This is a genomic window from Phyllobacterium sp. P30BS-XVII (assembly GCF_014138335.1).
Lineage (GTDB): Bacteria > Pseudomonadota > Alphaproteobacteria > Rhizobiales > Rhizobiaceae > Phyllobacterium > Phyllobacterium meliloti.
The window spans coordinates 444858-469921 of the sequence record NZ_JACGXO010000004.1 but is presented as its reverse complement, the minus strand read 5'-3'; the positions used below and the strand labels follow the sequence as shown (position 1 = coordinate 469921).

Here is a 25064-nt window from a genome sequence, read left to right as displayed (position 1 = left end):
CATCATGCTCCGGCTGAAAATATCCGGTCATAGGCCTCGACGGTTGCCCGTGCCCGCTCGCCAACATAGGCAGCCGATGCGCCGACCTTGTAAAGGCTTGAGCCCAAACCGAAAGTGCGAACGCCAACCTTGGAATAGGCAGCAAAGCTGTTTTCATCCACGCCGCCAACAGCTCCGATAATCGTACCCTTAGGCAGAATGGCGCTGATCGCCTTGATGCCATCAGGACCCAGCACGCTGGCCGGAAAAAACTTGAGGCCCGAAGCGCCCGCTTTCAATGCGGCCAAGGCCTCTGTTGGCGTGAAAACGCCGGGCATTGTCACCATCTTTGCCTTGGCTGCGGCGGCAAGCACGGCAGCATCGACATTCGGGCTGATCATCAGGCGGCCACCTGCCGCGTCAAGGCGTGTTACGTCGGCAGGATCGAGCACCGTGCCAGCGCCAATCAACACATGCGATGGCAAGCTTTTCGCCAATAGCTCAATGGACTGGAACGGCTCGGGTGAATTGAGCGGGACCTCGATCACATCGATACCGGATTTCACCAGTTCTTCGCCAATCGCGCCTACTTCATCGGGCTTGACGCCGCGCAATATGGCGATCAGATCGCGCTTGAGCTTGGGCCAGGGAGCGGAAAATTGTGTCATTATCAGTGTCCTTATGCTTCGGCTGGCCAGATTTTGGATGCGGCAACAAACAGCCCCTTGCGTACGGCTTCATCCGCATCGACGACGTCGAAAGTAAGTCCCGCAACGGTCAGTGCCTTGGCATAAAGCGCAGCCATTGTGCCTGATGCGACAAGTGCGATTTTGGCTGCCGTGCCATATTTTTCCTTGGCACCGGCGACCTCAGTGCCGATAAGCAGGCCGGATAGCCGCGATGCCGCCGCATCCGGTGTAAGATTTTCCAGCAGCATGGCAGCGCGGATACCAAAAAGCTCGCCAAGCATACGCCGGTTGCCAGTAAGCATCAGTTCAAGCCCCGCAATAAATTGCGGATGTTCTGGCGTGGCCGCATCGGCGGCATTGCCGATGGAATGGCGCAGGATCGAATGGCCAGCCAGCAACGCATAGAGTTCACCGGTCAGATAGGTCGAAAAAGATTTTGCCCTGCCCTCTTCCAGTTCCACCCATTTTGAATGGGTGCCGGGCATGGCCACCAGACCGCTGCGCAGATTGCGGGCCAACATGGCGCCAAGCAGCTGGGTTTCCTCCCCCCGCATGACATTGGGCGCGCTGCCCGATTGGGACAGGCCCGGGATGATCCTGACATCGCGGGTGATCCCCGCAATTTTGACCGCTCCGGAAAGTATCGCCGTGAGATCCGCCGGTACTGGTACGTAATTGGCTTCGACCCACCCTTGCCGCGAACCGGCCATACCACAGATGATTACAGGCAAATCTGCGGGTGCGCGAAGACCGGTCAGATGATCTTCGAGCGTTTCGGCAAAACCGCGCGCACGCGATGTATCCAGACCATCATCCGAACGGCGCTCGGCGACGACATTGCCTTCCTCGTCCAAAAGCCAGAGACGGAAACGGCTCGTTCCCCAATCGGCAACGGCATAGGTTGCTGTCCTGCTCACAGATAACCTCCATCGACAATCAGTGTCTGGGCGGTGAGCATCCGGGCCGCATCCGAAGCGAGGAACAGGCAAGGCCCGACCATATCGCCGGGCTGAATTTCCTCCTTCAGTACCTGTTTGCCGATATGAGCCTTGAGGCTGTCATCAGTCACCCAAAGTTCCCGTTGACGTTCCGTGATGACCCAGCCCGGCGCTATTGCATTGACGCGGATGTTCTCCGGTCCAAGACGACCGGCAAGCCCTTTGGTAAGGCCAATAATTCCAGCTTTTGCAGCGGTATAGGAGGGAAAGTTACCCTGATTGATCATGAAAGATGTGGAGGTGAAGTTGACGATCGAACCGCCGCCCGATTGCCGCATGCCCGGAGCAACCGCCTGCGCGGCAAAGAACTGCGGACGCAGGTTGATGGACTGGTTTTTGTCCCAATATTCGACCGTGACATCGTCAATATCGTGCCTGTCATCCCAGGCCGCATTGTTGACGAGCACAGTTACTGGACCGTGAGCCGCAATAGCCTTGGCCACAGCGGCTCGGAGCGCTTCGATGTCGCGCAAGTCCGTGTTCAGGTAAAGCGGCTTGTTGCCATATTCCTTGTCCAGACGCTCGACGAGTGCGTGGGAGGCATCATCAGCAATATCAACGAAGGCGACGCGCGAACCTTGCCGGACGAACCCTTCGGTCAGGGCCGCGCCAATGCCGGACCCTCCCCCGGTTATAAGTACGGAACGGGTTTTCAGATCAGGGAAAATAGCTGAGGGCATCATGGTCAGAATCTCGCTGTGAGTTCCATTATTTGGAACGCAATTTGACTATATAGAATAGTCATCCTAGAGTGCTGAAAGTCAAGAGGTGGATGTCATTCAATGGACAAGACGAAGGAAAACTCAACGGGAACCTTGGGGAAAGCCCTTGAGGTTTTGAACATTGTCGCTTCTTCGCCGGTGCCGCTCCGTTTCACGGACGTGCTCAAACTGTCCGATCAGCCACGCGGCACACTGCACCGCCAAATATCAAATCTGATCGAGGAAGGTCTGCTCACCATGAATCGCGATCATTCCTATGGCCTTGGTCTTCGCCTGCTGCAGTTTGCTTCCAGAGCATGGTCCAGCAACGAGTTTCGCACCATTGCCGAACCTCACCTGCAGACACTGCACGAACAAACCGGTGAAACGGTTCATTTGGGTGTTTTACGCGGTATCGAGGTGATCTACCTCGACAAGGTGGAAAGCCGCCAGAGTGTTCGCATGTATTCGCAGATCGGCAATACGGCTCCCGTTTATTGCACAGGTGTCGGCAAAGCCGCGCTATCCGCCCTTTCAGACGAGGAACTCAATGCGCGTATTGGCCTGATTGAGTTTCGACGTTTTACTGCAGGCACCTTGCCTGATGCAAAGGCGCTGCTGAAGGAAATCGATCACATCAGGATGGAGGGCAACGCCTATGATCGTGAGGAGCATGAAACGGATATCTGCTGTGTTGCAGCGCCCATATATTCCCATAACCGACATTTCGTTGCGGGCATTTCCGTGACCGGTCCCGCCTATCGTATTACGCCCGAGATTCTCACATCCTGGGCGGGTATTACCCGTGCTGCGGCAGCGGCAATTATGGCAAATATGGCAACGCAACTTTCGCCGCGTGCATAACCATTTGTTTTTACTTCGGAATAAATGTTGCATCTAACCGATTGAATTTCGGTTCCTGCCTTACTTTTCAAGAAATCAACACAAATAATTCATAATTCGTTCTGTGAGCGCTTGACCTCACACATATAAAAATTTCAGTCTCCCCCAACTTTCGTATTAGTTGGTCTCAATACTGGAGGATTTTATATGTCTTTTCGCGACATCAGCGCGGCTCATTCCGTGCGCAATTGTCACCTCTCCCGGTTCCGCAAACACCTCAAAACAACTGTTTTTACAACAATACTCCTCTCGACTGCTGCACTCACAACGGGCGCACTGGCACAGGAACTCCCCAAATATTTCAACGCTGATGGCACGCGAACGAACGATTTCGAGGCGGCAAGGAAAACATGGCGTGCCGACAAGGAATTCAATGGCAATGTTGGTCTGAAGGCAATTAATGCCGATGCGGCCTACGCCATGGGGTACACAGGCAAAGGCGTCAAACTTGGCGTGATCGACCAGCCGGTTTGGGCAGGTCATCCGGAATTTGCAGGCGCTGGCAAGCTGACATTCCTCACCAATACCGGCATCCGTCTTTACACCGATCCCAACATCCCGGTTAAGGCTGGCGATCCATTCGTCGCCGATGGCAAGCAGTTCATTGATGGCTTGGGCGGCATTTCGGAACATGGAACGCACGTTGCTGGCATTGCCGCGGCGAACCGCGATGGCAAGGAAATGATGGGTGTCGCGTTTGACGCCCATATTTTTGCCGCCAACAATTATGATGCGGGCCCTGAAGACGGTATCGTGCTTGGCAATGATGGCGCTGTCTACGGCAAGGCCTGGGACTCCATGATCAATAGCGGTGTTGATATCATCACCGACAGTTGGGGTATCGGTCTTTCCAGTTCATCCTGGTCCTATCAGCAGGCCTACGGACAGTTTCAGGAGATCAAGGCGATTCTCGACAAGCCGGAAGGTGGCGCTTACAGCGGCGCTCTCAAGGCTGCGCGAAGCGGCATTGTCGTTGAATTTTCGGCGGGTAATGATGGTGGACTGGAGCCGGATGCTCTGGCAGGGCTTGCCGCTTTTGCACCCGATGTGGAGAAACATTGGCTGACGACGATGAGTGTCGTTGCGGACCCTGAGAATCCGCAGGGTTATTCAAGAAGCAGCTTTTCCAGCAATTGCGGCTATTCCAAATATTTCTGCGTGGGTGCCCCCGGAACGCAGATCTACAGCAGCATTCCAACCGGTGATATTACCGGTTTCAAGATCGGTGATGTCTTCACCGGGGAATTGAAACCCGGCTATGCCAAGTTCAATGGCACCTCCATGGCTGGCCCCTTTGCTACCGGCGCTTTTGCTGTGTTGAAGCAACGCTATTCCTATCTCGCCAACGGCGAGGTTAATGAGATTCTCAAAACGACATCCACCGATCTCGGCGACGCCGGTGTCGACAGTGTTTACGGTTGGGGCCTGATCAATCTCGACAAGGCACTCAAGGGCCCCGGGCAGTTCATGAGCCAGTTTACGGCCAATCTGCCCGGCACCTATGTCGGCAAGAATGAAGAGGTCTGGAGCAATAATATTTCTCAGGACGCGTTGAACCAACGCAAGACCGAAGACGCCAAGACAATCGCAGACTGGGAAGCAAAGAAGGTTACGGAAGGCTGGCAAAACGGCGTAACCGACGCCAGCAAGGCGAAAATCAAGGATCAGGTCGCGATTGATTTCCCGACCGCCACTTATCCGGCTGCCATCGATCTTGTGACAAAGCGGTATGCAGCGCTGGATAAAATCACTCTTGCGCAGGTGCCTCCATTGACGGAAGCAGAAGCAGAGGCTGCCAGTGCAGCGTTTGATAAGGCCGATGCGGATATGCGCAAGAATGCAACCGCAACTGCACTGTGGAACGCCTTCGTGGCGACTAACCCTGACACAAGCAAGCCGCGAGAGAAGCAATTTGTAACCTTCTCGACGACGCCTGCTTCCAGTCTGGACACCATTCGCGGTACGATCACCAATGATCGCATTGCCAGTGCCGTGGCCGAGTTCACCGCGTATGAAGCGCTGATTCCAACCTTGCAGACTAAGCTTGGCGATCCCAACAATTATATAGGCGGGTTGACCAAGGGCGGCGCGGGTACACTGCGACTGACCGGCAATAATACCTATTCGGGTGATACCGTCATCAATGGCGGATTGCTGGCCGTTGATGGTTCGTTGACGTCTAAAGCTGTGGTCAACAATAGCGGTACATTGGGCGGTAACGGCACCGTTGGTGGAATCGTCGCCAATGCAGGTGGTACCGTTGCGCCGGGTAATTCCGTCGGCACGTTGACGTCAAAGGGTGATGTGACCTTTAATGCAGGCAGTAATTTGCATATTGAGGTCAACGGGGAAGCGGCTGACAAGCTGGCAGTAAACGGGAAAACCAAGCTGCTGGGTGGTGTAGTCGTTGTGACACCAGAAGCTGGAGACAGCAAAGCCCCGATTAGTGGTCGGGGTTATGGCATCCTTTCTTCAACCGGACCGATTGATGGAAAATTCGAGAAGGTCGCTACATCGTATTTGTTCTTCGATCCCTCGCTAGCTTATACGCCCAATGATGTAACTGTTACCTTGGGGCGCAACAGTCTCGGCTTTGATGATCTGGGTAAAACTCGAAATCAAAAGGCAGTTGGCAAGGCGATTAACAACCTTGGTGCCGGTAACCCGCTTTACGACAAGGTTCTTGCTTCAACCCTTTTCGACAATCTCGCTGGAGGGTATCAATCTCTGACGGGCGAAATTCATGCCACGCTGAACGGGGTCCTCCTTCAGGATGGTCAGTTCATCAGTCAGGCGGCAACGGATCGTGTTCGGGCGGCATTTGACGGCGTTGCCGTAAAACCGCAGCCAACAATGACGCCGTTGGCCTATGGTCCGGATTCCAAGTCGAAAAGCGGCGAGGCTTTTGCTGCGGTTGAGCCGGTCCCGGCTTCAACGGCGCTATGGGGACAGGCCTACGGAGCTTGGGCCCACGCTGATGGCAGTGGCAATGCCTCCGGTTACAATCGAGATACGGGTGGTTTTGTCACCGGTCTTGATGGTGTGATTGCCGATGTATGGCGGTTTGGTCTGCTGGCAGGCTATGGCAATACATCGTTGCACAGTGGCGGCGACAAGGCTTCGGTCGATAGTTATCAGGTCGGTGTCTATGGCGGCCGTCAATGGGATGCGCTTGGGCTACGCCTTGGCCTCACGCTTGCCCATCATGAGATTGACACCAACCGGCGTGATACTTTCGGTGGTTCTGCCGGTGGGGCGGATGTTTCCTACACCGCCCAGACCGTGCAGGTCTTTGGTGAACTTGGCTACCGTATTGATACGTCTTACGCCGCGTTCGAGCCCTTTGCCGGGGTACGATACGCGCATCTGAAATCTGACGGATTTCAGGAAAATGGCGGGATAGGCAATGTATCGGTTCATTCGAACTCAAGTGACGTGACCACCACGACGCTTGGCCTTCGTGCCTCGCATGACTTCGCACTTGGCGAAAGCACCATTCTCACCGCACGCGGTATGCTTGGCTGGAACCACGCCTTTGGCGATGTCACTCCGGAGCAGACTCTGGCCTTTGCCGGTGGTCAGCCCTTCACCATTGAAGGTCTGCCGATTGCCGAGGATGCCCTTGCGGTGGAAGCAGGCTTTGATGTCGGTATTGGCAAGAACACCTCGCTCGGCCTGACCTATACCGGTCAGTTCTCCAGCGAGAACAATGACAATGCCGTCAAGGCGGATCTGACGATCAAGTTCTGAAACTGACGATGGGGTTGGCGCCATGCCAACCCCATTTTGCTCACATTCGAAGCGTGTGCGCAAATCTGTCTGTTGCTGTAACGATGGCTTCACTCATGCCAATGTCGGTTGGTGAATGCCCGGCATTGGGAACAATAACCAACTCGCTATCCGGCCAGACCTGCGACAGTTCCCATGCGGTCACGAGCGGCGCTTCCAAATCGAAACGACCCTGAACCATTATGCCAGAGATTCCATTTAAAGCACTGGCCTCGCGCAATAAAACACCATTTTCCAGCCAGGCATTATGATGGAAATAGTGTGTGATGATCCGGGCACGCGCCAGGATATAGCGATCATCAGACCATTTTGAAGATAGGGTTGCAGCAGGATTGATAAGGATCGACGCCGCCTCCCAGTCATGCCAATCGCGGGCCGCTTTCAGGCGAACATTCGGATCCGCATTGTTCAACAGGTGGTAATACGCGCTGACAAGATCGCCATCCCGTTCTTTAATAAGTTCATCCCCCTCCTTCATGGGTGTTATGTCGAACCCCGCACCAGATGCCCCAGCTCGGAATTCTACCCACTGTTCCGGGAACAGAGGCGCGATATCACGATAGAGCCAGTCAATCTCCGATCGCCGCGTGGTGGTCACACCCGCGAGGACCAAAGCAAGCACGCGGTCAGGGTGTTTCTCGGCATAGGTAAGCCCTAATGTGCATCCCCATGACATGCCGAATACAAGCCAGCGGCTGACATCAAGGTACTGGCGTAAACATTCGATATCAGCAAGCAAATGCGCTGTTGTATTAACCGACATATCGGCGTCCGCATCACTGGCATGGGGTGTACTGCGACCACAACCACGCTGGTCGAACAGAATGATCCGATAACGATCAGGGTCAAAGAAACGCCGTGCATTTGTGGAACATCCGGAACCCGGACCACCGTGAAGGACAAGCGCCGGTATCCCTTGCGGATTGCCGCATATTTCCCAATAAATGCTGTTGCCGTCGCCAACGGCAAGCATGCCGTGGCTGTAGGGCTCAATCTCCGGATAGAGGTTTTGCATTGTCCTGCCTGTAAATGCCGAGACCGGTGTCGTTCGAGCCCATCGCCTTTTCCTGTTACATCAGAATGACAGTGGTTGCGCGTTCATGGCCATATAGGCGGCGGGACGTGAATTGTGCGCGTGGTTCGACATAACAACCATGAGGGAGAGTGAGGATGCAACGATAATCGCAAAGATTGCAGAATACGCGCCCTACAAACCATCTCTCTCCGTCATCCTCGGGCTTGACCCGAGGACCCATGGTTAAGGAGGTTAGATGAACCCGGACTTTCAGCACTTTTGAATTGTGGGTCCTCGGGTCAAGCCCGAGGATGACGGAGAGAGATGGTTTGTAGGGCGCGTATTCTGCAATCTTCGTGATTATCGTTGCATCCTCACTCTCCCTCATGTGAGCTTGTCGAACCGCGAACCACGAATAATAATTATGCCAAGCAATCGTGCTAGTTCATCACCGTATAGTCAGCGGGACGTGATCGGGACAAGACAAGATCTGCATTAGGGATATCATTGGACAGGGCGCGTTGCTGCGCGGAACCGACATTGTAGCCAAAGCCAAGCCACCGCTGAACAAGGCGATTTTCCATTTCCACGCGGTCCACCTGCAGGAACACGGTGATATCAAAAAGCGGTGCCAGTCTGTCCCAGGGCGCTTCATCAAGCAGAAGATAATTGCCTTCCACCAAAAGAATGCGCTGATCTCCACTCACCACAGCAGCACCTGCGCGAGCCAGATCAAGCTTGCGGTCAAAAAGGGGAATGACGACATCATTCTCCCCTGCCCGCAGCCGTTTCAACAGGACTTCAAAACCGGCACAGTCGAAGGTGGGTGGCGAGCCCTTGCGCTTGCGCTGGTCGCGGGCATCGAGAATGGCATTGTCGAGATGAAAGCCATCCATGGGAACGACCATGGCTGCGTCATTCTCCTTGGCGTTGATTGCCGCGCAGATTGCTGCGGAAACGGTCGATTTGCCGGCCCCGGGAGGGCCGGCAATGGCAACGATCAGACGGTTGGTTTCTGCGGCACGGGCCAGAATGGCCGTCACCAGATCATCGGTCGTTATCATCATCGGATGTTGCCCGTTACCAAAACCGCTGGATGCTTCAGGCAAGCCATTTGTCATAATCGGAAACAAGAAGATGTACCGGAGCCTCATCCTCTTCGATGGACGAAAAGCGGCCAATCGGCTCACGGAAGATATTGTCGGTCAGATCGTCATTGACGGTCGAGACTTCGCCGATCAGTACATCGCCGCCCTCGCCCCAAAATGCATGCCAGTTTCCCGGCAGCAGCGTGACGCTCTCGCCCGGCTGCAATTTCAACAGACCACCGGCCTTCAGCTTGACGATGCGTCCATCCGTTGCCACTTCCACATCGGTCCTCTCATCGACACTGCCATCGGCATTCGAGTTGAAAAGCTCAAGCACAAGTGTGCCGCCGCCGCGGTTGATAATGTCCTCGGCTTTGACGATATGGCGATGCATCGGCGAGAGCTGCTTTTCGCGCGAGATCATGATCTTTTCCGCATAAAGCATGCCGCCGCCCTTTTGCAGGTCGTCGGCATTGCCGTTGCGGGTGGTAAAGAGGAACAGGCCAAGTTCATCGAACTTGCCCTGTCCGTAATCGGTGATATCCCAGCCTAGCCGTGCCTTGAGAATAGCTTTCGCATCGCTTGATGTACGGGCCTTCAGCTCTTCCGGCGACCAATAGGCAAATGGCGGCATGACATAGCCGAAGGAGCGGATGAACTTGTCGCTTTCACGGATGATCGCGTTGACTTCTGAACGTTTCATTTTTGCAATTTGTCCTTCATGCAACAAGACTGGCGGGTGGCTCTTTGGCTCCCGTCATGAATGCCACGGCATCCGACATCGTGTATTCCTTTGGGTTGATGACACAAAGGCGTTTGCCAAGCCGGTGAATGTGGATGCGATCAGCCACTTCGAAAACATGTGGCATATTGTGTGAGATCAGCACAATCGGCAATCCGCGCTTTTTCACATCCTGAATGAGTTCCAGAACGCGGCGGGACTCTTTGACGCCAAGGGCCGCCGTTGGTTCGTCCATGATGACGACCTTGGAGCCGAAAGCAGCCGCGCGCGCCACGGCAACACCCTGCCGCTGACCGCCCGAGAGCGTTTCAACCGCCTGACTGATGTTCTGGATGGTCATCAGGCCAAGCTCAGTCAGCTTGTCGCGCGCCTGCTTTTCCATGGCTTTGCGATCGAGCATACGCAGCCAGCTGCCAAGAATGCCCGGCTTTCTGATTTCGCGGCCAAGAAACATATTGTCGGCGATCGACAGTGCGGGGGACAAAGCAAGGTTCTGGTAGACGGTTTCGATACCCGCATCCCGCGCTTCCATCGGAGAGCGGAAATTGATCACCTTGCCATCAAGCTTGATTTCGCCCTCATCAGGATGAACGGCACCTGATATCGCCTTGATAAGTGAGGATTTTCCCGCGCCGTTGTCGCCGATGACGGCGAGGACTTCGCCGGCATAAAGATCGAAATCCGCATGATCGAGAGCCGTAACGCGGCCATAACGTTTGACCAGACCACGGGCTGTAAGAAGGGGTTCCTGTGTCATCAGCCTGCTACCTTTCTGATCCATTGATCAATTGCCACGGCCGTTATGATCAAAACGCCGATCATCAAATAGGTCCATTGGACATCGGTGCCGTACATGCGCATGCCGAAGGAGAAGACACCGACGATCAGTGCGCCGAAGAGCATACCAAGGATTGATCCGCGTCCGCCGAAGAGCGACATGCCGCCGATAACCACAGCGGTGATGGATTCAATATTGGCGAACTGGCCAACCTGTGGTGATACCGAGCCGTTACGACCGATCTGCGCCCAACCGGCCAATGCACAGATGAAACCTGCCAATACATAGACCGAAATCAGAACGCGCTTGGTGCGCACACCAGCAAGTTCCGCCGCTTCCGGATCATCGCCGATTGCATAGAGATGGCGACCCCATGCCGTGTGGTTGAGCACGTACCAGAGAATGGCAATCAACAGGATCATTGCAAACACGCCATAGGTGAAGGTGGCGCTGCCGATCTGGATTTTTTCGCCGAAGAACTGAAGCATCCGCGCGTTGGTTTCGATGTCCTGTGCCCGGATCGTCTCATTGGCGGAGTAGATATAGGTTGTTGCCAGAAAAATCTGCCATGTACCGAGCGTGACAATGAAGGGTGGCAGCTTCACATAGGCAATCAGCACGCCGTTGATGAGGCCGCACAATCCACCCAGAGCAACGCCGCACAGAATGGAAAGCTCGACCGGCAATCCATAGCGGAACGTGAACTGGCCCATGACGACTGACGTCAGAACCATGATCGCGCCAACCGAAAGATCAATACCGGCGGTTAGAATAACCAATGTCTGCGCTGCGCCGACAATACCGACAATCGCCACCTGTTGCAGGATCAGCGAGAGGGCAAAGGGTGTGAAGAAGCGCGAACCGACGATGACGGCGAAAACCACCAGAGACAACACAAGCACGATCAGCGGAACAGCTGCCGGGCTCGAGTGAAGAAAGTGGCGTGTTCGCTCAACAAGGCTTTTCTGTTCACTGTCGAAATTGGCAACGGCTGTCGCGCTCTGCGTGAGCACGCTCTCAAATTCCTGCTTGGGTTGTGATCCCGGATTGGTTTCGGTCATGAGTTGGTTCCCCGAAATTTGCGCAGTTAGGAGAGGACGGTTTATACCGTCCTCTCCTTGTCTGCTTGCTTTTCTGTCAAATCAGGCGGCGATCAGCCCCAGCACTTGGCAAGGCCGCTCTTCACATCGATGGACTCGACGCCTTTGACCGGCTTATCGGTGACAAGCGAAACGCCTGTGTCGAAGAAATTCTTGCCTGCTGTCGGCTTTGGCTTTTCTCCGGTATCAGCGAACTTCTTGATCGCTTCAATACCAAGCGAAGCCATCATCAAAGGATATTGCTGCGATGTCGCGCCGATAACACCGGCTTCAACATTCTTCACGCCGGGGCAACCGCCATCGATGGAAACGATCAGCACGTCCTTTTCCTTGCCGAATGCCTTCAGCGCCTCATAGGCACCGGCAGCAGCAGGTTCGTTGATCGTGTGAACGACATTGATGCCCGGGTCCTTCTGCAGAAGGTTTTCCATGGCCTTGCGGCCACCTTCTTCATTGCCATTGGTGATGTCGTGGCCAACAATGCGCGGGTCCTTTTCGTCACCGATCTTGTTGATGTCGACAACATCAATGCCAAACCCCTTCATAAAACCCTGATCGCGCAGAACGTCGACCGATGGCTGTGACGGTGTCAGGTCGAGGAATGCAACTTTTGCATCCTTGGCCTTGTCGCCCAGGGTTCCTGCAGCCCATTTGCCAATAAGTTCGCCCGCCAGAAGGTTATCGGTTGCAAAAGTGGCGTCAGCCGCGTCGACTGGATCAAGCGGTGTGTCGAGGGCAATGACCAGAACACCGGCATCGCGTGCCTGCTTAACCGACGAGACGATACCCGCTGTGTCTGATGCTGTGATCAGAATACCCTTGGCACCATCGGCGATGCAGGTTTCGATAGCCGCGACCTGGCTTTCGCTATCGCCGTCGATTTTGCCCGCATAGGTCTTGAGATCAACGCCGAGTTCCTTTGCCTTGGCAACAGCGCCTTCCTTCATCTTGACGAAGAACGGATTGGTGTCCGTCTTGGTGATAAGGCAGGCGCCGACGCCTGCAGCCTGTGCCGGAGCGGCGAAAGCGGCGATGGCCACAACAGCAGCGCCCAGAATGGTTGATTTGAGATAAATGCTCTTACGCATGTCACTTCCTCCCAGAGTTTAATCATAATGCGACGTGCCGCCGATGGGCAGCATTCGTTCGCTTGAACACCTCGGACAGTTATCCTCCCGGCCAAGTGCTGCCCTTAGAAAATACCAGCCTCGCCAAGCTGTCAACATTAATAAATCACTCTTATTTATTATTGACAGCTTTGCCCGATGGTTCCATTGTCGCGCCGATATCAGGGAGGACGTCCTTTTGGGCATCAGACTATCGGAGCGCCACGGTCCGGGAGGAACACGGCCGCCGCTCCATCAGGGAACAAACCAGAGCGGTATGCGCGACCACAATGAGCGGGTCGTGCTTTCGTTATTGCGCCAGCATGGCAGTCTGGCCAAAACCGCCATTGCGCGGCTGACCGGTCTTTCCGCGCAGACAATCTCGATCATCATGCGGATGCTGGAAGCCGATGAACTGCTTTCGCGCGAAGAACCATTGCGCGGCCGTATCGGTCAGCCATTGATTCCCATGTCGCTCAATCCGGAAGGTGCCTTTTTCATTGGCCTCAAGATTGGCCGTCGCAGCGCAGATCTTGTACTGATCGATTTCGTCGGACGCATCCGGTCAATGCTGCATATGCCCTATGCCTATCCAACGCCTGACTCCGTGATGACCTTCGCCAAAGATGGCATCAGGAAAATGCTTGATGGGCTTGATGACAAACAGCGTTCGAAGGTGGCTGGCCTTGGCATCGCTGCGCCATTCGAGCTATGGAAGTGGGCCGATACGGTTGGTGCGCCACAGGAAATTCTCGACCAGTGGCGCCGGTCTGACATCAAAGCATCGATTGCCGCAATCTGTGATTTTCCGGTTTATTTACAGAACGATATCACCGCTGCCTGTGGTGCCGAACTCGTCTTTGGTGGAACCAAAGACCTTAATGATTTTGTCTATTTCTATATCGGTTCGTTTATTGGCGGCGGCATTGTTATCAATGGCAGTCTTTATGCGGGCCGTTCAGGCAATGCCGGGGCGCTTGGTTCCATGCCCGTGCCCGGACCGGATGGCACAACGCAACAGCTGATCGATATTGCATCGATCACCGCTCTGGAGCGCATCGTCACCGGTCTTGGCCGCGACCCCTCCCCCTTATGGACCTCGCCTGAAGATTGGGGCGAGATGGGCGACGAACTGGATGGATGGATTGATCGTTCGGCCAAGGCCATTGCACAGGCGGTGGTTGCTGCATCCTCAGTGGTTGATTTTGAAGCTGCGGTTATTGACGGCTGGGTCCCTGCTGCGGTGCGCACGCGGATCGTCGAGGCGGTGCGCGATCATGTTGGAACGTTTGATCTGGAGGGTATCGAATTGCCCGTTATCGTCGAAGGCACGGTGGGGATTCACGCCCGCGCTTTGGGCGCCGCCAGTCTTGCTCTCTCAGACCGGTTTCTTATCGGACAGAAAATATTCAGAAAGGTTGATTGAGCGTGCTGATTGGTATTCCGCCCATTTTGGGCCCGGAGCTTCTGGCAACACTGCGTGCCATGGGGCACGGTGACGAGATCGCATTGGTTGATGGAAATTATCCTGCATTGGAACATGCCCGCAGGCTCATTCGCGCCGATGGCTTGCCGCTGATCCCCATGCTTGATGCGATCCTGCAAGTGATGCCGGTGGATGATTTTGTTCCGACGGCGTTGTTCCGCGCGACGGTGAAGGGAAACCCGGATCTGCTCGATCCCGTGCATCAGGAAATGGCCGAAGTCTGCGCCCGCCGGGCACCTGGATTTTCGCTCTTGCCGCTGGTTGGCGATGCATTCTACACACGGGTGAAGAATGCCCATACCATCATCGCGACGAGCGAACCCAGACTTTACGGCAATATTATCGTCCGCAAGGGCGTCATCTATCCATCGAAAGAAACTGACAAATGATCCTATGTTGTGGTGAAGCACTGATCGATATGTTGCCGCGCACGAGCGAGGGGGGCGAACCGGCTTTCGCACCCTATGTTGGCGGTGCGGTGTTCAATACCGCCATTGCCTTGGGCCGCCTCGGTGTGCCGACGGAATTTTACTCCGGTGTTTCCTCGGATTTCTTCGGGCAGATGCTGCGTGATAGCCTTGCCGCCAACCATGTCGGCACACGCTATGCCCATATTTCACCCCAGCCGACCACGCTTGCCTTTGTGCGGCTGACCGATGGTCAGGCGAGCTATATTTTCTACGACGAGAACAGCGCGGGCCGTTCTCTGGCAATCACTGATCTGCCGGAACTGGATGAGAATGTCACGACGCTGCAATTCGGTGCGATCAGCCTCATTCCGGAGCCTTGCGGGTCTACCTATGAGGCGCTGATGGCGCGCGAACACGAAAAGCGTGTCATTGTTCTTGATCCCAATATCCGGCCCGGTTTCATCCCGGATAAGGAAAAGCATTTGGCACGCATGCGCCGCATGATCGCCATGACCGATATCGTCAAGATTTCCGATGAGGATATGCGCTGGTTCGGTGAAAGTGGTTCAATGGAAGAGATCGCCCGCCGCTGGATTGTCCCGGCATCCCAGCATGGGCCAAAGCTCATTCTCGTTACGCGCGGTGCCGAGGGCGTCACCGGCTATACCAAAGATCTGGCCGTGCATGTTGCCGCACAAAAAGTATCCGTGGTCGATACGGTCGGCGCTGGCGATACATTTACGGCGGGTGTACTGACATCATTGCAGGAAGCCGGCCTGTTGGCCAAAAGCGCCCTCACCTCCATAACCGAAGAGCAAATCCGCCATGCCCTGCTGCTTGGTGCCAAGGCGGCGGCAGTGACTGTATCGCGTGCGGGTGCAAACCCGCCATGGCGCTCGGAGCTTTAAGCCGAGCGTCTTAAGCCACTTCGATATCCGTATATGGGAAGTCATTGCCCTTGAACAAAAGAGGCAGGTTATTTGTCTTTGCACAGGCATAAGCAAAACAGTCACCCATGTTAAGGTCGGCCTTGTGCCGGCCTCGACCGTACTTACGGGATGCTTTCAGAGCTTCAACACCAATATTGGAACTGATATCGAGGATGTGCGCTCGCGTCTCCTCGACAAAGGCATCCACCAACTGCTCTGCCATTTCTATGGGGCAGGCTCGTTTGCGAGCAAGGCCCGTTACGGACTCATAAATTACAATCGGTGACAAGTAGATTGTGGAAGCCTGTGCCAAACGTGCTGACAGCGAAAGTGCATCGTCTTCGCCACTTATTATTGAAACAACCGCAGATGCATCGACAAACATCACAGATCTCCGGAGAGATCGTCGAAAAATGTCTTGTCCGCGTCCTGTCCGGTTTTGGGATAGGCGTTGTAACGTTGGGAGAGCGCTGCTAGCCGCTCTTGCAAAGGGATTTCTCCCTTGGTTCGATTATATTCATTTACAACAGCCTCACGAATAGCATCCGTGAGGCTGGTGTTCTTTAATTTTGCAAGGCGCCTGACTGCAGCATCTGTAGTCTCGTCTTTAATGGAAAAAGCCATTCTACAGCTCCTTGTCTATATAGATATACACTTCGGTATATAGATGGCTATTCCCTAGCTAAATGCAAGATACATTCTAATCCAGATCGAAAGCTGCTCCGATCAGCGTCTTGGTATAGTCATGCTGAGGCGCGTCAAAAATATCGTCTGTCTGGCCTTCTTCGACGATCTTTCCGCTTTTCATCACGATGACATAATCCGACATCGCCTTGATAACGGCGAGGTCGTGGCTGATGAAAATATAGGACAGATCGTGTTTGGCCTGCAGATCGCGCAAGAGTTCGATGACCTGCCCCTGCACCGACCGGTCAAGCGCGGATGTCGGTTCATCCAGAATGACGACTTTCGGCTTCAGGATCATCGCGCGTGCAATGGCGACACGCTGGCGCTGTCCGCCGGAGAACTCATGCGGATAACGGTTGCGCGCAGTTGGATCGAGTCCCACTTCCTTGAGTGCTGCAATTGCCCGCTTGTCGCGGTCAGCCCGTGATAATTGCGGCTCGTGAATGAGCAGGCCCTCGGTGATGATTTCACCAACCGTCTGGCGTGGCGACAACGATCCGTAAGGGTCCTGAAACACCAGCTGCAATTCCCGGCGCAAGGGACGCATCGCCGAGCGATCGAAGCTGGAAATGTTCTTTTTCTCAAAATGATACTGGCCGCTGCTCGGCAGCAGACGTAGCAGTGCCCGGCCAAGGGTTGACTTGCCGGAACCGGACTCACCAACAATACCGATGGTTTGCCGCGCCTTGAGCTTCACCGTCACGCCGTCCACTGCGCGGAAATGCGTGTGTGCGCTGGAGAAAAAGCCACCACCAATGGAGAAGTCGACAATCACATTGCGCCCTTCCAGCATGATTGGCGCCTTGTCTTCGGGCGGCGATTTGCTGCCGCTTGGCTCGGAAGCCAGCAGCATTTTGGTGTAGTCTTCTTTCGGGTTCTCAAAGATGTCCTTGATCGTGCCTTTCTCCACCACTTCGCCGCGCCGCATGACAACGACACGCTCGGCAAAGTGTTTGACCACGCCAAGATCATGGGTGATGAGCACGATGGCCATGCCGAAACGCTTCTGCAAGTCACGCAGCAGATCGAGGATTTGCGCCTGAATTGTCACGTCGAGCGCGGTTGTCGGCTCATCCGCGATCAGAAGATCAGGTTCATTGGCAAGTGCCATGGCAATCATGACGCGCTGGCGCTGGCCACCGGACATTTCATGCGGGTAGCTGTTGATGCGTCGCTCTGGCTCGGGAATACCGACCAGTTTCAACAGTTCAAGCACGCGAACCTTGGCCTGCTTGAAGCTGATGCCCTTGTGATGAACAATGGGTTCGGCAATCTGCCGGCCAATCGTGTAGAGCGGGTCAAGCGAGGTCATTGGCTCCTGAAAGATCATGGTGATCTTGGAGCCGCGCACCTCATTGAGCGCCTTGGTTGGCAGGCCAACCAATTCCTTGCCGCGATATTTGGCCGAACCCGTCACGCGGCCATTCTGGGCGAGAAGGCCCATAATGCCCATCATGGTCTGGCTCTTGCCGGAGCCGGATTCACCGACGACTGCGAGGGTTTCGCCCGGCCGGACATCGAGATCGATGCCCTTGACGGCTTTCACATCGCCATCCGGGGTGGTGAAGTCAACTTTCAGTCCGCGTACGGACAATACAGTATCTTTGTTGTCCGTCATTTTAGCGGTCCTTCGGGTCGAGAGCATCACGCAGGCCATCACCGATGAAGTTCAGCGAGAACAGGGTGATGACAAAGAAAATGGCAGGGAAAATCAGCAACCAGGGTGCGGACTGCATCTTGTTTGCGCCTTCGGAAATCAGCGCGCCCCAACTGGTCAGCGGTGCCTGAACACCAAGACCGAGGAAGGACAGAAAACTTTCCAGAAGAATGACTTTCGGCACCACGACCGTAACGAACACAATAACCGGACCAATCGTATTGGGGATGATATGACGGCGGATAATCTGCCAGTCTGTCAACCCCAAGGCCTGCGCCGCTCCGATGAATTCCCGGCGTTTGAGCGCAAGGGTCTGGCCGCGCACGATACGTGCCATATCAAGCCATTCCACCGCACCGATCACCAGAAAGATCAGGATAAAACTTCGCCCGAAGAAGACGACGAGAACCACGACGAGAAACACGAAGGGCAGTGAATAAAGAATTTCGATAAGGCGCATCATCACATTGTCGACGCGGCCGCCGAGATAACCTGAGATCGCCCCATAGGTGACACCCACGGCAAGCGAGACAAGACTGGCGAGAAAGCCGACAGCCAGCGAAATCTGTCCGCCCAGCATGACACGAGCCAGCATATCGCGGCCATTGGCATCCGTTCCGAAGAAGAAGTATTCGCGGTTGACCTTGCCGGAGAGTTTCAGGGTCTTGCCATCATCTTCCGTGGCGGCAACCTGCGTATCGTCGAACTCGTTTGCACGATCAAAATAGCGGGTTGTGCGCGGATCGATGGTCTGGTCCGCATGGATGGTGGCTGTGAATGTATTGCCGTCAACGGCAAATTCCTTCAGCTCCACCTTGGCCCGGCTTGCGACGCCCTTCATGACATCGCCGAGCGTGTCAGCTTTTGGAAGCGGCTCTACGCTTGGCGGGATCGTGACATAGGACGAGAAAACCTGATCATAGGTGTGGGTCAGGAAATACGGCCCGAAGAACGAAAAGATGGTGATGAAGAACAGCATGACGCAACCAGCCATCGCTGCTCGGTTGCGGCGAAAGCGGAGCGTTGCCAGCTGAAACAGGCTGCGTCCCTTGGATTCTTCCTCTGGGATGATTGTTGTGGACACATCAGTCATGGCGAACCCTCGGATCAAGAAGGCCGTACAGAATATCGACCACGAGATTGAAAACGATAACGAAAATCGCCACGAGAACCACGGTTCCCATCACAAGCGTATAATCGCGATTGATAGCGCCCAGCACGAAGTAGCGACCGACGCCGGGAATGGTGAAGATGGTTTCGACCACAGCCGAGCCTGTCAGCAAGGCGGCTGCGCAGGGTGCGAGATAAGAGACCACCGGCAGCAGCGCGCCGCGCATCGCATGGGTGATCACGACTGTCCTTGGCGGTAAGCCGTAGGCGCGTGCAGTGCGGATGTGATCCGTGTGCAGACCTTCAATCATCGAGCCACGCGTGAGGCGGGCAAACACCGCAAGCTGCGGCAGTGCGAGAGCGATCATCGGCAGTATGAGGAAGCGCCAAGAACCATCGCCCCAACCGCCCGCGGGCAAGAGAGACAAAAGCACCGCAAAGATCAATGTCAGCACCGGACCGACAACGAAGTTCGGAACGGTCACGCCGATGGTCGCGACGGACATGATGAAGAAATCGAGAATGCTGTTCTGCCGCAGGGCGGCGATCGTTCCGACGATCACACCGCCGAAGAGCGCGAGCAGCAGGGCATAAAAGCCGAGTTCCACCGAGTAAGGCAGACCCTTGCCGATCAGCTCGGCAATCGTATTGTCCTTATAGATATAACTCGGTCCAAAATCGCCGGTCACTGCATTTTTGAGATATTGCAGATACTGGTTCCAGAGCGGCTGATCCAGATGGTAAGCCTTCATCAGGTTTTCCATCGTCGCTGGCGGCAGCGGTCTTTCAAGGTTGAAGGGACCGCCCGGTGCAAACCGCATCAGGAAGAATGAAATGGTGACGACAATAAACAATGTCGGCACCGCACTCGCCAGTCGGCGAAGGACGAAATGAAACATGGAGATATACTCTCTCTTCTGTGCAGCTTCCGCAGTAGCTGCACCTACTCACTCTATTGGACCCGGCTCATTATTCCGCAAGGCTCAGATATTTGCTCAGATGTTCGTTGGTTGGATTGTCGCCCCAGCCTTTGACCTTTTTGGAAATCAGCCAGAGATTGGCGCTGTTCATCAGCGATGCGATGGGCTCATCGCGGGTCAGCAGGGCTTCCGCCTCATGCATGATTTTTGACCTGACATCAGGATCGCGCTCGTCATAGGACTTTTTCATCAGCGCGTCATAGTCCGGATTGTTGTAATGGCCATAGTTGAATGTCTTGTTGCTGCTGACATTCAGGGCAAGGAAGTTTTCAGCGTCGGCATAATCGGCGAACCAGCTGGCCCGGGCGACGTTGAACTTGCCGCCCTCCTGCAGGTAGGCATAATGCGATGACACATCGAGGTTCATCAGAGTGACCTTTGCGCCGAATGCCTTTTTCCACATATCGGCAACAGCCGTGGCAACCCGCTCATGATTGGCATTGGTGTTATAGCGGATTTCGATGTTGAGCGGCTTGCCGCCTTCGCCATAGCCAGCCTCTTTCATCAGGGCGGCGGCCTTGTCGTCGCGGTCAAGCTGCGACATGTCAGCGTAAGCGGCTTTGGATGGTTCGCCATAGGTGGCAAGGCCCGGAGGGACGAGCGAATAGGTTGGCAATTGCGCGCCACTATAGATTTCCTTGGTAAGGAAATCGCGATCAATAGACATGGAAAGCGCGTTGCGTACACGAACATCATTGAACGGTTCGGTACGGCTGTCGAACGCATAATAATACGTCGCCAGCGCTGGTGTGACGTGAACCTGATCACCCCATGATTTGCGCAGCCGTTCGATCTGGTCAGCCGAGAAATTGTAGACTGTATCCAGCTCGCCTGCCTCGAAGCGGCGAACCGCCGCTGCATCATCTTCAAGTGGGTAGAAGATGACCTTGTCCAGTTTGACGTTGGCCGCATCCCAGTAATCGGGATTCTTTGCGACAGTCAGATGATCGTTGAGCACATGGTCGACAAGTTCAAACGCGCCGTTTGAAACCATCTTGCCGGGTTTGACGAAATCAGGGCCATTCTTTTCGTAACTGGCTTTGCTGATGGGCAGCGCCGTCTGGTGCGCCATCAACTGGATAAAGAAGGGCGTCGCACGTTCCAGTGTGATCTCGACGGTCTTGGCGTCGACAGCTTTGACACCAAGTTGATCGGTCGGCAGTTCGCCCTTGTTGATCTTTTCGGCATTTTTGATCGGATAGAGAATGTTGGCGTATTTCGCTGCTGTTTTCGGGTCCTCAATACGGCGGTAAGAGAACACGAAATCTTCTGCGGTCACTGGCGTGCCATCGGACCAATTGGCATTGGCGCGCAATTTGAACGTATAGACGGTGCCATCGTCGGATACTTTCCAGCTTTCCGCTGCACCGGGTATGATAGCGCCGTGGGCGTCATAAACGGTTAGACCTTCATAAAGGTCTTTCACTACAAAGGCTTCAATATCGATGGATGTCTGCGCCTGATCAAGCGTGTTGGGCTCGCCCGCATTGCCGCGATGCAGAACCGCTTCAGCAAGGGCCGGACTGGCCGTCAGCATAAGCCCGCCCAAGAGCGCCGCGACACGTAAATTGAACTTCACAGACATCGTCTACCGTCCTTTCTCTTCTCTATCTGAACACGCTGCCCAAGGCACGGCGTGCAGCGGTTGCTATTCAAGGCTCAGAAATTTGCTCAAATGTTCGTTTGGCGCGTTATCAACCCAGCCTTTGACTTTGTTGGCGATAAGCCAAAGGTTGGCACTGTTCATCAGTGTGGTGGTTGGTTGGTCCCGCGCCAGCAGGGCTTCCGCCTCGTGCATGATTTTGGAACGGGCCACCGGATCGCGCTCGTCATAGGATTTCTTCATCAGCGCGTCATAGTCCGGATTGTTGTAATGTCCGTAATTGAAGGTCTTGTTGGTGCTCATGTGGAGCGCGAGGAAGGTTTCAGCATCGGCGTAATCAGCAATCCATCCCGCCCGCGCGACGTTGAACTTGCCGCCCTCCTGCAGGTAGGCGTAGTGCGATGACACATCGAGGTTCATCAGGGTGACGTTGGCGCCGAAGGTTTTCTTCCAGTTATCAGCAACCGCAGTGGCGATGCGCTCGTGGTTGGCATTGGTGTTATAGCGGATTTCAATGTTCAGCGGTTTGCCACCTGGGCCATACCCGGCTTCCTTCATCAGGGCGACTGCCTTGTCGTCACGGTCCAGCTGGGACATGCCGGCAAAGGCAGGTTTTTCCGGCTCGCCATAACTGGCAATACCCGGAGCGACAACGGAATAGGCTGGCAGCTGAGCGCCGCTGTAAATTTCATTGGCAAGGAAATCGCGGTCGATTGCCATGGACAGCGCATTGCGCACGCGAACATCGTTGAATGGCTCGGTGCGCGAGTCAAAGGCGTAATAATAGGTTCCAAGACGCGGTGAAATATGAACCTGCTCACCCCATGATTTGCGCAGGCGCGCGATCTGATCCGCCGAGAAATTGAAAACGATATCCATTTCCTTGGCTTCAAAACGCCGAAGCGCCGCCGCATCATCCTCGGTTGGATAGAAAACCACCTTGTCGAGCTTGACGCTGGCAGCGTCCCAATATTCGGGGTTCTTTCCAGCAGTCAGGTGATCGTTGGGCACATGTTCAAGCAGCTTGAATGCGCCATTGCTGACCAGCTTGCCCGGCTTTACGAAATCAGCGCCGTTCTTTTCGAAACTCGCCTTGTTGATGGGCAGCGCGGTCTGGTGTGCCAGCAGTTCCAGAAAGAAGGGTGTTGCCCGCTCCAGTGTGACTTCGAGCGTCTTCGCATCAACAGCCTTCACGCCAAGCTGATCAATAGGCATTTCACCCTTGTTGATCTTTTCGGCATTTTTGATCGGATAAAGAATATTGGCGTATTTGGCTGCTGTCTTCGGGTCTTCAATGCGGTGATAGGAGAAGACGAAATCCTCAGCCGTAACCGGCGTGCCGTCAGACCAGTTGGCCTTGTCGCGCAACTTGAAGGTGTAAATGGTGCCATCATCGGAGACTTTCCAGCTCTCCGCTGCACCGGGAACAATCTTGCCGCTGGCGTCGTAGATTGTCAGCCCTTCATATAGGTCCTTGACGATGAAAGCTTCAATGTCGATGGAGGTCTGTGCCTGATCGAGCGTATTGGGCTCGCCGCTATTACCACGATGCAGAACCACTTCGGCAAGCACGGGACTTGCAGCGAGCATCAATGTGCCCAACAGCGCCGCAACACGAAAATTGAATTTCACAGACATTGTCGACCGTCCTTTCACTCTCTATCCAAACACGTTGCGCATTGCGCAGCGGCCAAGCGGTTACTGTTCAAGGCTAAGGTATTTGCTGAGATGATCGTTGGTGCCGTTATCTGCCCAACCCTTTACCCGGTTGGAGACGAGCCAGAGCTGGCCGAAATTCATCATCGGGGCGACGGGCTGTTCACGCAGCACCAATGCTTCTGCTTCATGCAGGATTTTGGAGCGGGCAGCCGGGTCTTTTTCGTCATAGGACTTTTTGACGAGGGCATCGAATTCCGGGTTGTTCCAGCGGCCATAATTGAACGTGGTGTTGGTGCTCAGATTAATGACCATGAAGTTCTCGGCATCGGCATAATCAGCCGTCCAGCCGGCACGGGCGACATTGAATTTGCCGCCTTCTTTCAGGTAAGCGTAGTGGGCGCTGACGTCGTTCTGCAGCAGGGTGACGGTGGCACCGAATGCCTTCTTCCACATATCCGCAACGGCAATCGCTACGCGCTCATGGTTGGGATTGGTGTTGTAGCGGATTTCGATATTGAGCGGCTTGCCGCCCTCGCCGTAACCAGCCTCTTTCATCAGTTCGAGCGCTTTATCTTCGCGGTCAAGCTGGGACATGTCGGCAAAATCTGACTTGGCGGGTTCGCCATAACTGGCAATGCCGAGCGGCACGAGCGAATAGGCGGGAAGCTGGGCGCCCTTATAGATTTCCTTCGACAGGAAATCGCGATCGATGGTCATCGACAATGCGCGGCGCACACGCACATCGCTGAAGGGTTCAACGCGGGTGTCAAATGAGTAGAAATAGGTCGACAGCGCCGGAGTGATGCGAACCTGATCACCCATGGATGCGCGAAGACGTTCGATCTGGTCAGCCGAGAAATTGTAGACGAGATCCAGTTCCTTGGCTTCGAAGCGGCGCACCGCTGCCGCCTGATCTTCGGTCGGATTGAAGATCACCTTGTCCAGTTTCACATCCGCCGCGCCCCAGTAATGTGGGTTCTTGGCCGCTGTCAGGTGATCGTTCTGTACGTGTTCGGCGAGCTGGAAGGCTCCGTTGGAGACAAGCTTGCCGGGCTTGATAAACTCAGCGCCGTTCTTTTCAAGGCTCGCCCTGTTAACCGGCAGCGCGGTCTGGTGCGCCAGCAATTCGACGAAGAACGGTGTTGACCGTTCCAGCGTGATCTCAAGGGTTTTGGCATCGATTGCCTTCATGCCCATCTGGTCGGCAGGCAGTTCGCCCTTATTGATCTTTTCGGCGTTTTTAATCGGATAAAGCATATTGGCGTAGCCAGCAGCCGTCTTTGGCTCTTCGACGCGCTTGAACGAGAAAATGAAATCATCCGCGGTAACGGGCGATCCGTCAGACCAGTTGGCATTGGCTCTGATCTTGAACGTGTAAACGGTACCATCGTCAGAGACAGTCCAGCTTTCGGCGGCGCCCGGAACGATCTTGCCAGCGGGATCATAGCTCGTCAGACCCTCATAGAGGTCTTTCAGGATGAAGGCCTCGATTTCAAGCGATGTTTGCGACGGGTCGAGCGTTTGCGGTTCACCGCTGTTGCCACGGTGCAGAACAGCTTCGGCAAGCGCCGGGCTGGCAGCCAGAAGCAGCGATCCGGCAAGCAATGCGGCGGTAAAATTGAACTTTACAAACGTCATCTGGCTGTCTCCTCACC

Annotated in this window: 22 protein-coding genes; 5 read left to right on the top strand and 17 right to left on the bottom strand. The window is 54.9% G+C overall.

Going from position 1 to position 25064, the window contains the following annotated elements:
- Positions 1 to 2: 2 nt before the first annotated feature.
- The 3 genes from FHW17_RS14400 to FHW17_RS14390 are packed head-to-tail and all read right to left on the bottom strand — an operon-like array spanning position 3 to position 2349.
- On the bottom strand, positions 3 to 647 hold the full coding sequence (locus FHW17_RS14400) for a 2-dehydro-3-deoxy-6-phosphogalactonate aldolase (RefSeq protein ID WP_182510165.1): 645 nt from the start codon (positions 645 to 647) through the stop codon (positions 3 to 5).
- Positions 648 to 658: 11 nt separating this feature from the next.
- Entirely contained in the window at positions 659 to 1585 is a 927-nt protein-coding gene (locus FHW17_RS14395; RefSeq protein ID WP_182510164.1) for a 2-dehydro-3-deoxygalactonokinase, read from the bottom strand.
- Positions 1582 to 2349 carry an SDR family oxidoreductase gene (locus tag FHW17_RS14390; protein WP_182510163.1) on the bottom strand — a complete coding sequence of 256 codons (768 nt, stop codon included), beginning with the start codon at positions 2347 to 2349 and terminating at the stop codon, positions 1582 to 1584. Before FHW17_RS14390 ends, FHW17_RS14395 begins: the two co-directional genes overlap by 4 nt.
- A gap of 99 nt (positions 2350 to 2448) precedes the next feature.
- Between FHW17_RS14390 and FHW17_RS14385 the strand changes: the two genes are divergently transcribed.
- Together FHW17_RS14385 and FHW17_RS14380 are read left to right on the top strand one after the other, a co-directional pair.
- Positions 2449 to 3231 carry an IclR family transcriptional regulator gene (locus tag FHW17_RS14385; RefSeq protein ID WP_182510162.1) on the top strand — a complete coding sequence of 261 codons (783 nt, stop codon included), beginning with the start codon at positions 2449 to 2451 and terminating at the stop codon, positions 3229 to 3231.
- 186 nt (positions 3232 to 3417) lie between these two features.
- Positions 3418 to 7020 (top strand): autotransporter serine protease, encoded by a 3603-nt coding sequence (locus FHW17_RS14380; RefSeq protein WP_182510161.1) that lies wholly within the window; start codon positions 3418 to 3420, stop codon positions 7018 to 7020.
- Between the two features lie 40 nt (positions 7021 to 7060).
- Here the strand turns inward: FHW17_RS14380 and pip are convergent, their stop codons facing one another.
- From pip to FHW17_RS14350, 6 genes are all read right to left on the bottom strand, one after another.
- Positions 7061 to 8074: a prolyl aminopeptidase gene (gene pip, locus FHW17_RS14375; protein WP_182510160.1), complete on the bottom strand. Its 1014-nt coding sequence runs from the start codon at positions 8072 to 8074 to the stop codon at positions 7061 to 7063.
- Positions 8075 to 8514: 440 nt separating this feature from the next.
- The gene (locus tag FHW17_RS14370; RefSeq protein WP_246706830.1) at positions 8515 to 9141 is read right to left on the bottom strand and encodes a nucleoside/nucleotide kinase family protein; all 627 of its coding nucleotides are present in this window, start codon (positions 9139 to 9141) and stop codon (positions 8515 to 8517) included.
- A 34-nt stretch (positions 9142 to 9175) separates the two neighbouring features.
- On the bottom strand, positions 9176 to 9865 hold the full coding sequence (locus tag FHW17_RS14365; RefSeq protein ID WP_113096485.1) for a D-lyxose/D-mannose family sugar isomerase: 690 nt from the start codon (positions 9863 to 9865) through the stop codon (positions 9176 to 9178).
- 16 nt (positions 9866 to 9881) lie between these two features.
- The gene (locus FHW17_RS14360) at positions 9882 to 10661 is read right to left on the bottom strand and encodes an ATP-binding cassette domain-containing protein (RefSeq protein WP_113096484.1); all 780 of its coding nucleotides are present in this window, start codon (positions 10659 to 10661) and stop codon (positions 9882 to 9884) included.
- Complete coding sequence (locus FHW17_RS14355) at positions 10661 to 11743, bottom strand: ABC transporter permease (RefSeq protein WP_112527896.1); 1083 nt, start codon at positions 11741 to 11743, stop codon at positions 10661 to 10663. The genes FHW17_RS14360 and FHW17_RS14355 overlap by 1 nt, the downstream gene beginning before the upstream one ends.
- 92 nt (positions 11744 to 11835) lie before the next feature.
- Positions 11836 to 12870 (bottom strand): sugar ABC transporter substrate-binding protein, encoded by a 1035-nt coding sequence (locus FHW17_RS14350; protein ID WP_091885563.1) that lies wholly within the window; start codon positions 12868 to 12870, stop codon positions 11836 to 11838.
- A 295-nt stretch (positions 12871 to 13165) separates the two neighbouring features.
- On the opposite strand from FHW17_RS14350, the gene FHW17_RS14345 reads away from it, so the two are divergent.
- The 3 genes from FHW17_RS14345 to FHW17_RS14335 are packed head-to-tail and all read left to right on the top strand — an operon-like array spanning position 13166 to position 15692.
- Positions 13166 to 14314, top strand: a complete 1149-nt coding sequence (locus FHW17_RS14345) for an ROK family transcriptional regulator (protein ID WP_112527892.1) — start codon at positions 13166 to 13168, stop codon at positions 14312 to 14314.
- A gap of 2 nt (positions 14315 to 14316) precedes the next feature.
- Positions 14317 to 14763, top strand: coding sequence for an RbsD/FucU domain-containing protein (locus FHW17_RS14340; protein WP_112527987.1), 447 nt, complete (start codon positions 14317 to 14319; stop codon positions 14761 to 14763).
- The gene (locus tag FHW17_RS14335; RefSeq protein WP_112527890.1) at positions 14760 to 15692 is read left to right on the top strand and encodes a carbohydrate kinase; all 933 of its coding nucleotides are present in this window, start codon (positions 14760 to 14762) and stop codon (positions 15690 to 15692) included. Before FHW17_RS14340 ends, FHW17_RS14335 begins: the two co-directional genes overlap by 4 nt.
- A gap of 10 nt (positions 15693 to 15702) precedes the next feature.
- On the opposite strand, the gene FHW17_RS14330 is transcribed toward FHW17_RS14335, so the two are convergent.
- The 8 genes from FHW17_RS14330 to FHW17_RS14295 all read right to left on the bottom strand — a co-directional run bounded on the left by FHW17_RS14330 (position 15703) and on the right by FHW17_RS14295 (position 25047).
- The gene (locus FHW17_RS14330) at positions 15703 to 16098 is read right to left on the bottom strand and encodes a type II toxin-antitoxin system VapC family toxin (protein ID WP_112527888.1); all 396 of its coding nucleotides are present in this window, start codon (positions 16096 to 16098) and stop codon (positions 15703 to 15705) included.
- Complete coding sequence (locus FHW17_RS14325) at positions 16098 to 16337, bottom strand: type II toxin-antitoxin system VapB family antitoxin (protein WP_112527886.1); 240 nt, start codon at positions 16335 to 16337, stop codon at positions 16098 to 16100. Before FHW17_RS14325 ends, FHW17_RS14330 begins: the two co-directional genes overlap by 1 nt.
- A gap of 76 nt (positions 16338 to 16413) precedes the next feature.
- The gene (locus FHW17_RS14320) at positions 16414 to 18018 is read right to left on the bottom strand and encodes an ABC transporter ATP-binding protein (RefSeq protein ID WP_112527884.1); all 1605 of its coding nucleotides are present in this window, start codon (positions 18016 to 18018) and stop codon (positions 16414 to 16416) included.
- A 1-nt stretch (position 18019) separates the two neighbouring features.
- Entirely contained in the window at positions 18020 to 19150 is a 1131-nt protein-coding gene (locus tag FHW17_RS14315; RefSeq protein WP_112527882.1) for an ABC transporter permease subunit, read from the bottom strand.
- Positions 19143 to 20066: an oligopeptide ABC transporter permease OppB gene (gene oppB, locus FHW17_RS14310; protein ID WP_112527880.1), complete on the bottom strand. Its 924-nt coding sequence runs from the start codon at positions 20064 to 20066 to the stop codon at positions 19143 to 19145. Before oppB ends, FHW17_RS14315 begins: the two co-directional genes overlap by 8 nt.
- A gap of 70 nt (positions 20067 to 20136) precedes the next feature.
- Positions 20137 to 21732, bottom strand: coding sequence for a peptide ABC transporter substrate-binding protein (locus FHW17_RS14305; RefSeq protein WP_113096478.1), 1596 nt, complete (start codon positions 21730 to 21732; stop codon positions 20137 to 20139).
- Positions 21733 to 21795: 63 nt separating this feature from the next.
- Positions 21796 to 23388, bottom strand: a complete 1593-nt coding sequence (locus FHW17_RS14300) for a peptide ABC transporter substrate-binding protein (protein WP_182510158.1) — start codon at positions 23386 to 23388, stop codon at positions 21796 to 21798.
- A 60-nt stretch (positions 23389 to 23448) separates the two neighbouring features.
- Positions 23449 to 25047, bottom strand: a complete 1599-nt coding sequence (locus tag FHW17_RS14295) for a peptide ABC transporter substrate-binding protein (protein WP_182510157.1) — start codon at positions 25045 to 25047, stop codon at positions 23449 to 23451.
- Between the last annotated feature and the right edge of the window lie 17 nt (positions 25048 to 25064).

Excerpts from the sequence above, each read along its gene's own strand:
- pip (WP_182510160.1), bottom strand. The coding sequence starts at position 8,074 with ATGCAAAACCTCTATCCGGAGATTGAGCCCTACAGCCACGGCATGCTT.
- FHW17_RS14350 (WP_091885563.1), bottom strand. The coding sequence starts at position 12,870 with ATGCGTAAGAGCATTTATCTCAAATCAACCATTCTGGGCGCTGCTGTT.
- FHW17_RS14380 (WP_182510161.1), top strand. The coding sequence starts at position 3,418 with ATGTCTTTTCGCGACATCAGCGCGGCTCATTCCGTGCGCAATTGTCAC.
- FHW17_RS14355 (WP_112527896.1), bottom strand. The coding sequence starts at position 11,743 with ATGACCGAAACCAATCCGGGATCACAACCCAAGCAGGAATTTGAGAGC.
- FHW17_RS14295 (WP_182510157.1), bottom strand. The coding sequence starts at position 25,047 with ATGACGTTTGTAAAGTTCAATTTTACCGCCGCATTGCTTGCCGGATCG.
- FHW17_RS14360 (WP_113096484.1), bottom strand. The coding sequence starts at position 10,661 with ATGACACAGGAACCCCTTCTTACAGCCCGTGGTCTGGTCAAACGTTAT.
- FHW17_RS14320 (WP_112527884.1), bottom strand. The coding sequence starts at position 18,018 with ATGACGGACAACAAAGATACTGTATTGTCCGTACGCGGACTGAAAGTT.
- FHW17_RS14370 (WP_246706830.1), bottom strand. The coding sequence starts at position 9,141 with ATGATGATAACGACCGATGATCTGGTGACGGCCATTCTGGCCCGTGCC.
- FHW17_RS14385 (WP_182510162.1), top strand. The coding sequence starts at position 2,449 with ATGGACAAGACGAAGGAAAACTCAACGGGAACCTTGGGGAAAGCCCTT.
- FHW17_RS14305 (WP_113096478.1), bottom strand. The coding sequence starts at position 21,732 with ATGTCTGTGAAGTTCAATTTACGTGTCGCGGCGCTCTTGGGCGGGCTT.
- FHW17_RS14315 (WP_112527882.1), bottom strand. The coding sequence starts at position 19,150 with ATGACTGATGTGTCCACAACAATCATCCCAGAGGAAGAATCCAAGGGA.
- oppB (WP_112527880.1), bottom strand. The coding sequence starts at position 20,066 with ATGTTTCATTTCGTCCTTCGCCGACTGGCGAGTGCGGTGCCGACATTG.
- FHW17_RS14365 (WP_113096485.1), bottom strand. The coding sequence starts at position 9,865 with ATGAAACGTTCAGAAGTCAACGCGATCATCCGTGAAAGCGACAAGTTC.
- FHW17_RS14300 (WP_182510158.1), bottom strand. The coding sequence starts at position 23,388 with ATGTCTGTGAAATTCAATTTTCGTGTTGCGGCGCTGTTGGGCACATTG.
- FHW17_RS14335 (WP_112527890.1), top strand. The coding sequence starts at position 14,760 with ATGATCCTATGTTGTGGTGAAGCACTGATCGATATGTTGCCGCGCACG.
- FHW17_RS14400 (WP_182510165.1), bottom strand. The coding sequence starts at position 647 with ATGACACAATTTTCCGCTCCCTGGCCCAAGCTCAAGCGCGATCTGATC.
- FHW17_RS14390 (WP_182510163.1), bottom strand. The coding sequence starts at position 2,349 with ATGATGCCCTCAGCTATTTTCCCTGATCTGAAAACCCGTTCCGTACTT.
- FHW17_RS14325 (WP_112527886.1), bottom strand. The coding sequence starts at position 16,337 with ATGGCTTTTTCCATTAAAGACGAGACTACAGATGCTGCAGTCAGGCGC.
- FHW17_RS14345 (WP_112527892.1), top strand. The coding sequence starts at position 13,166 with ATGCGCGACCACAATGAGCGGGTCGTGCTTTCGTTATTGCGCCAGCAT.
- FHW17_RS14330 (WP_112527888.1), bottom strand. The coding sequence starts at position 16,098 with ATGTTTGTCGATGCATCTGCGGTTGTTTCAATAATAAGTGGCGAAGAC.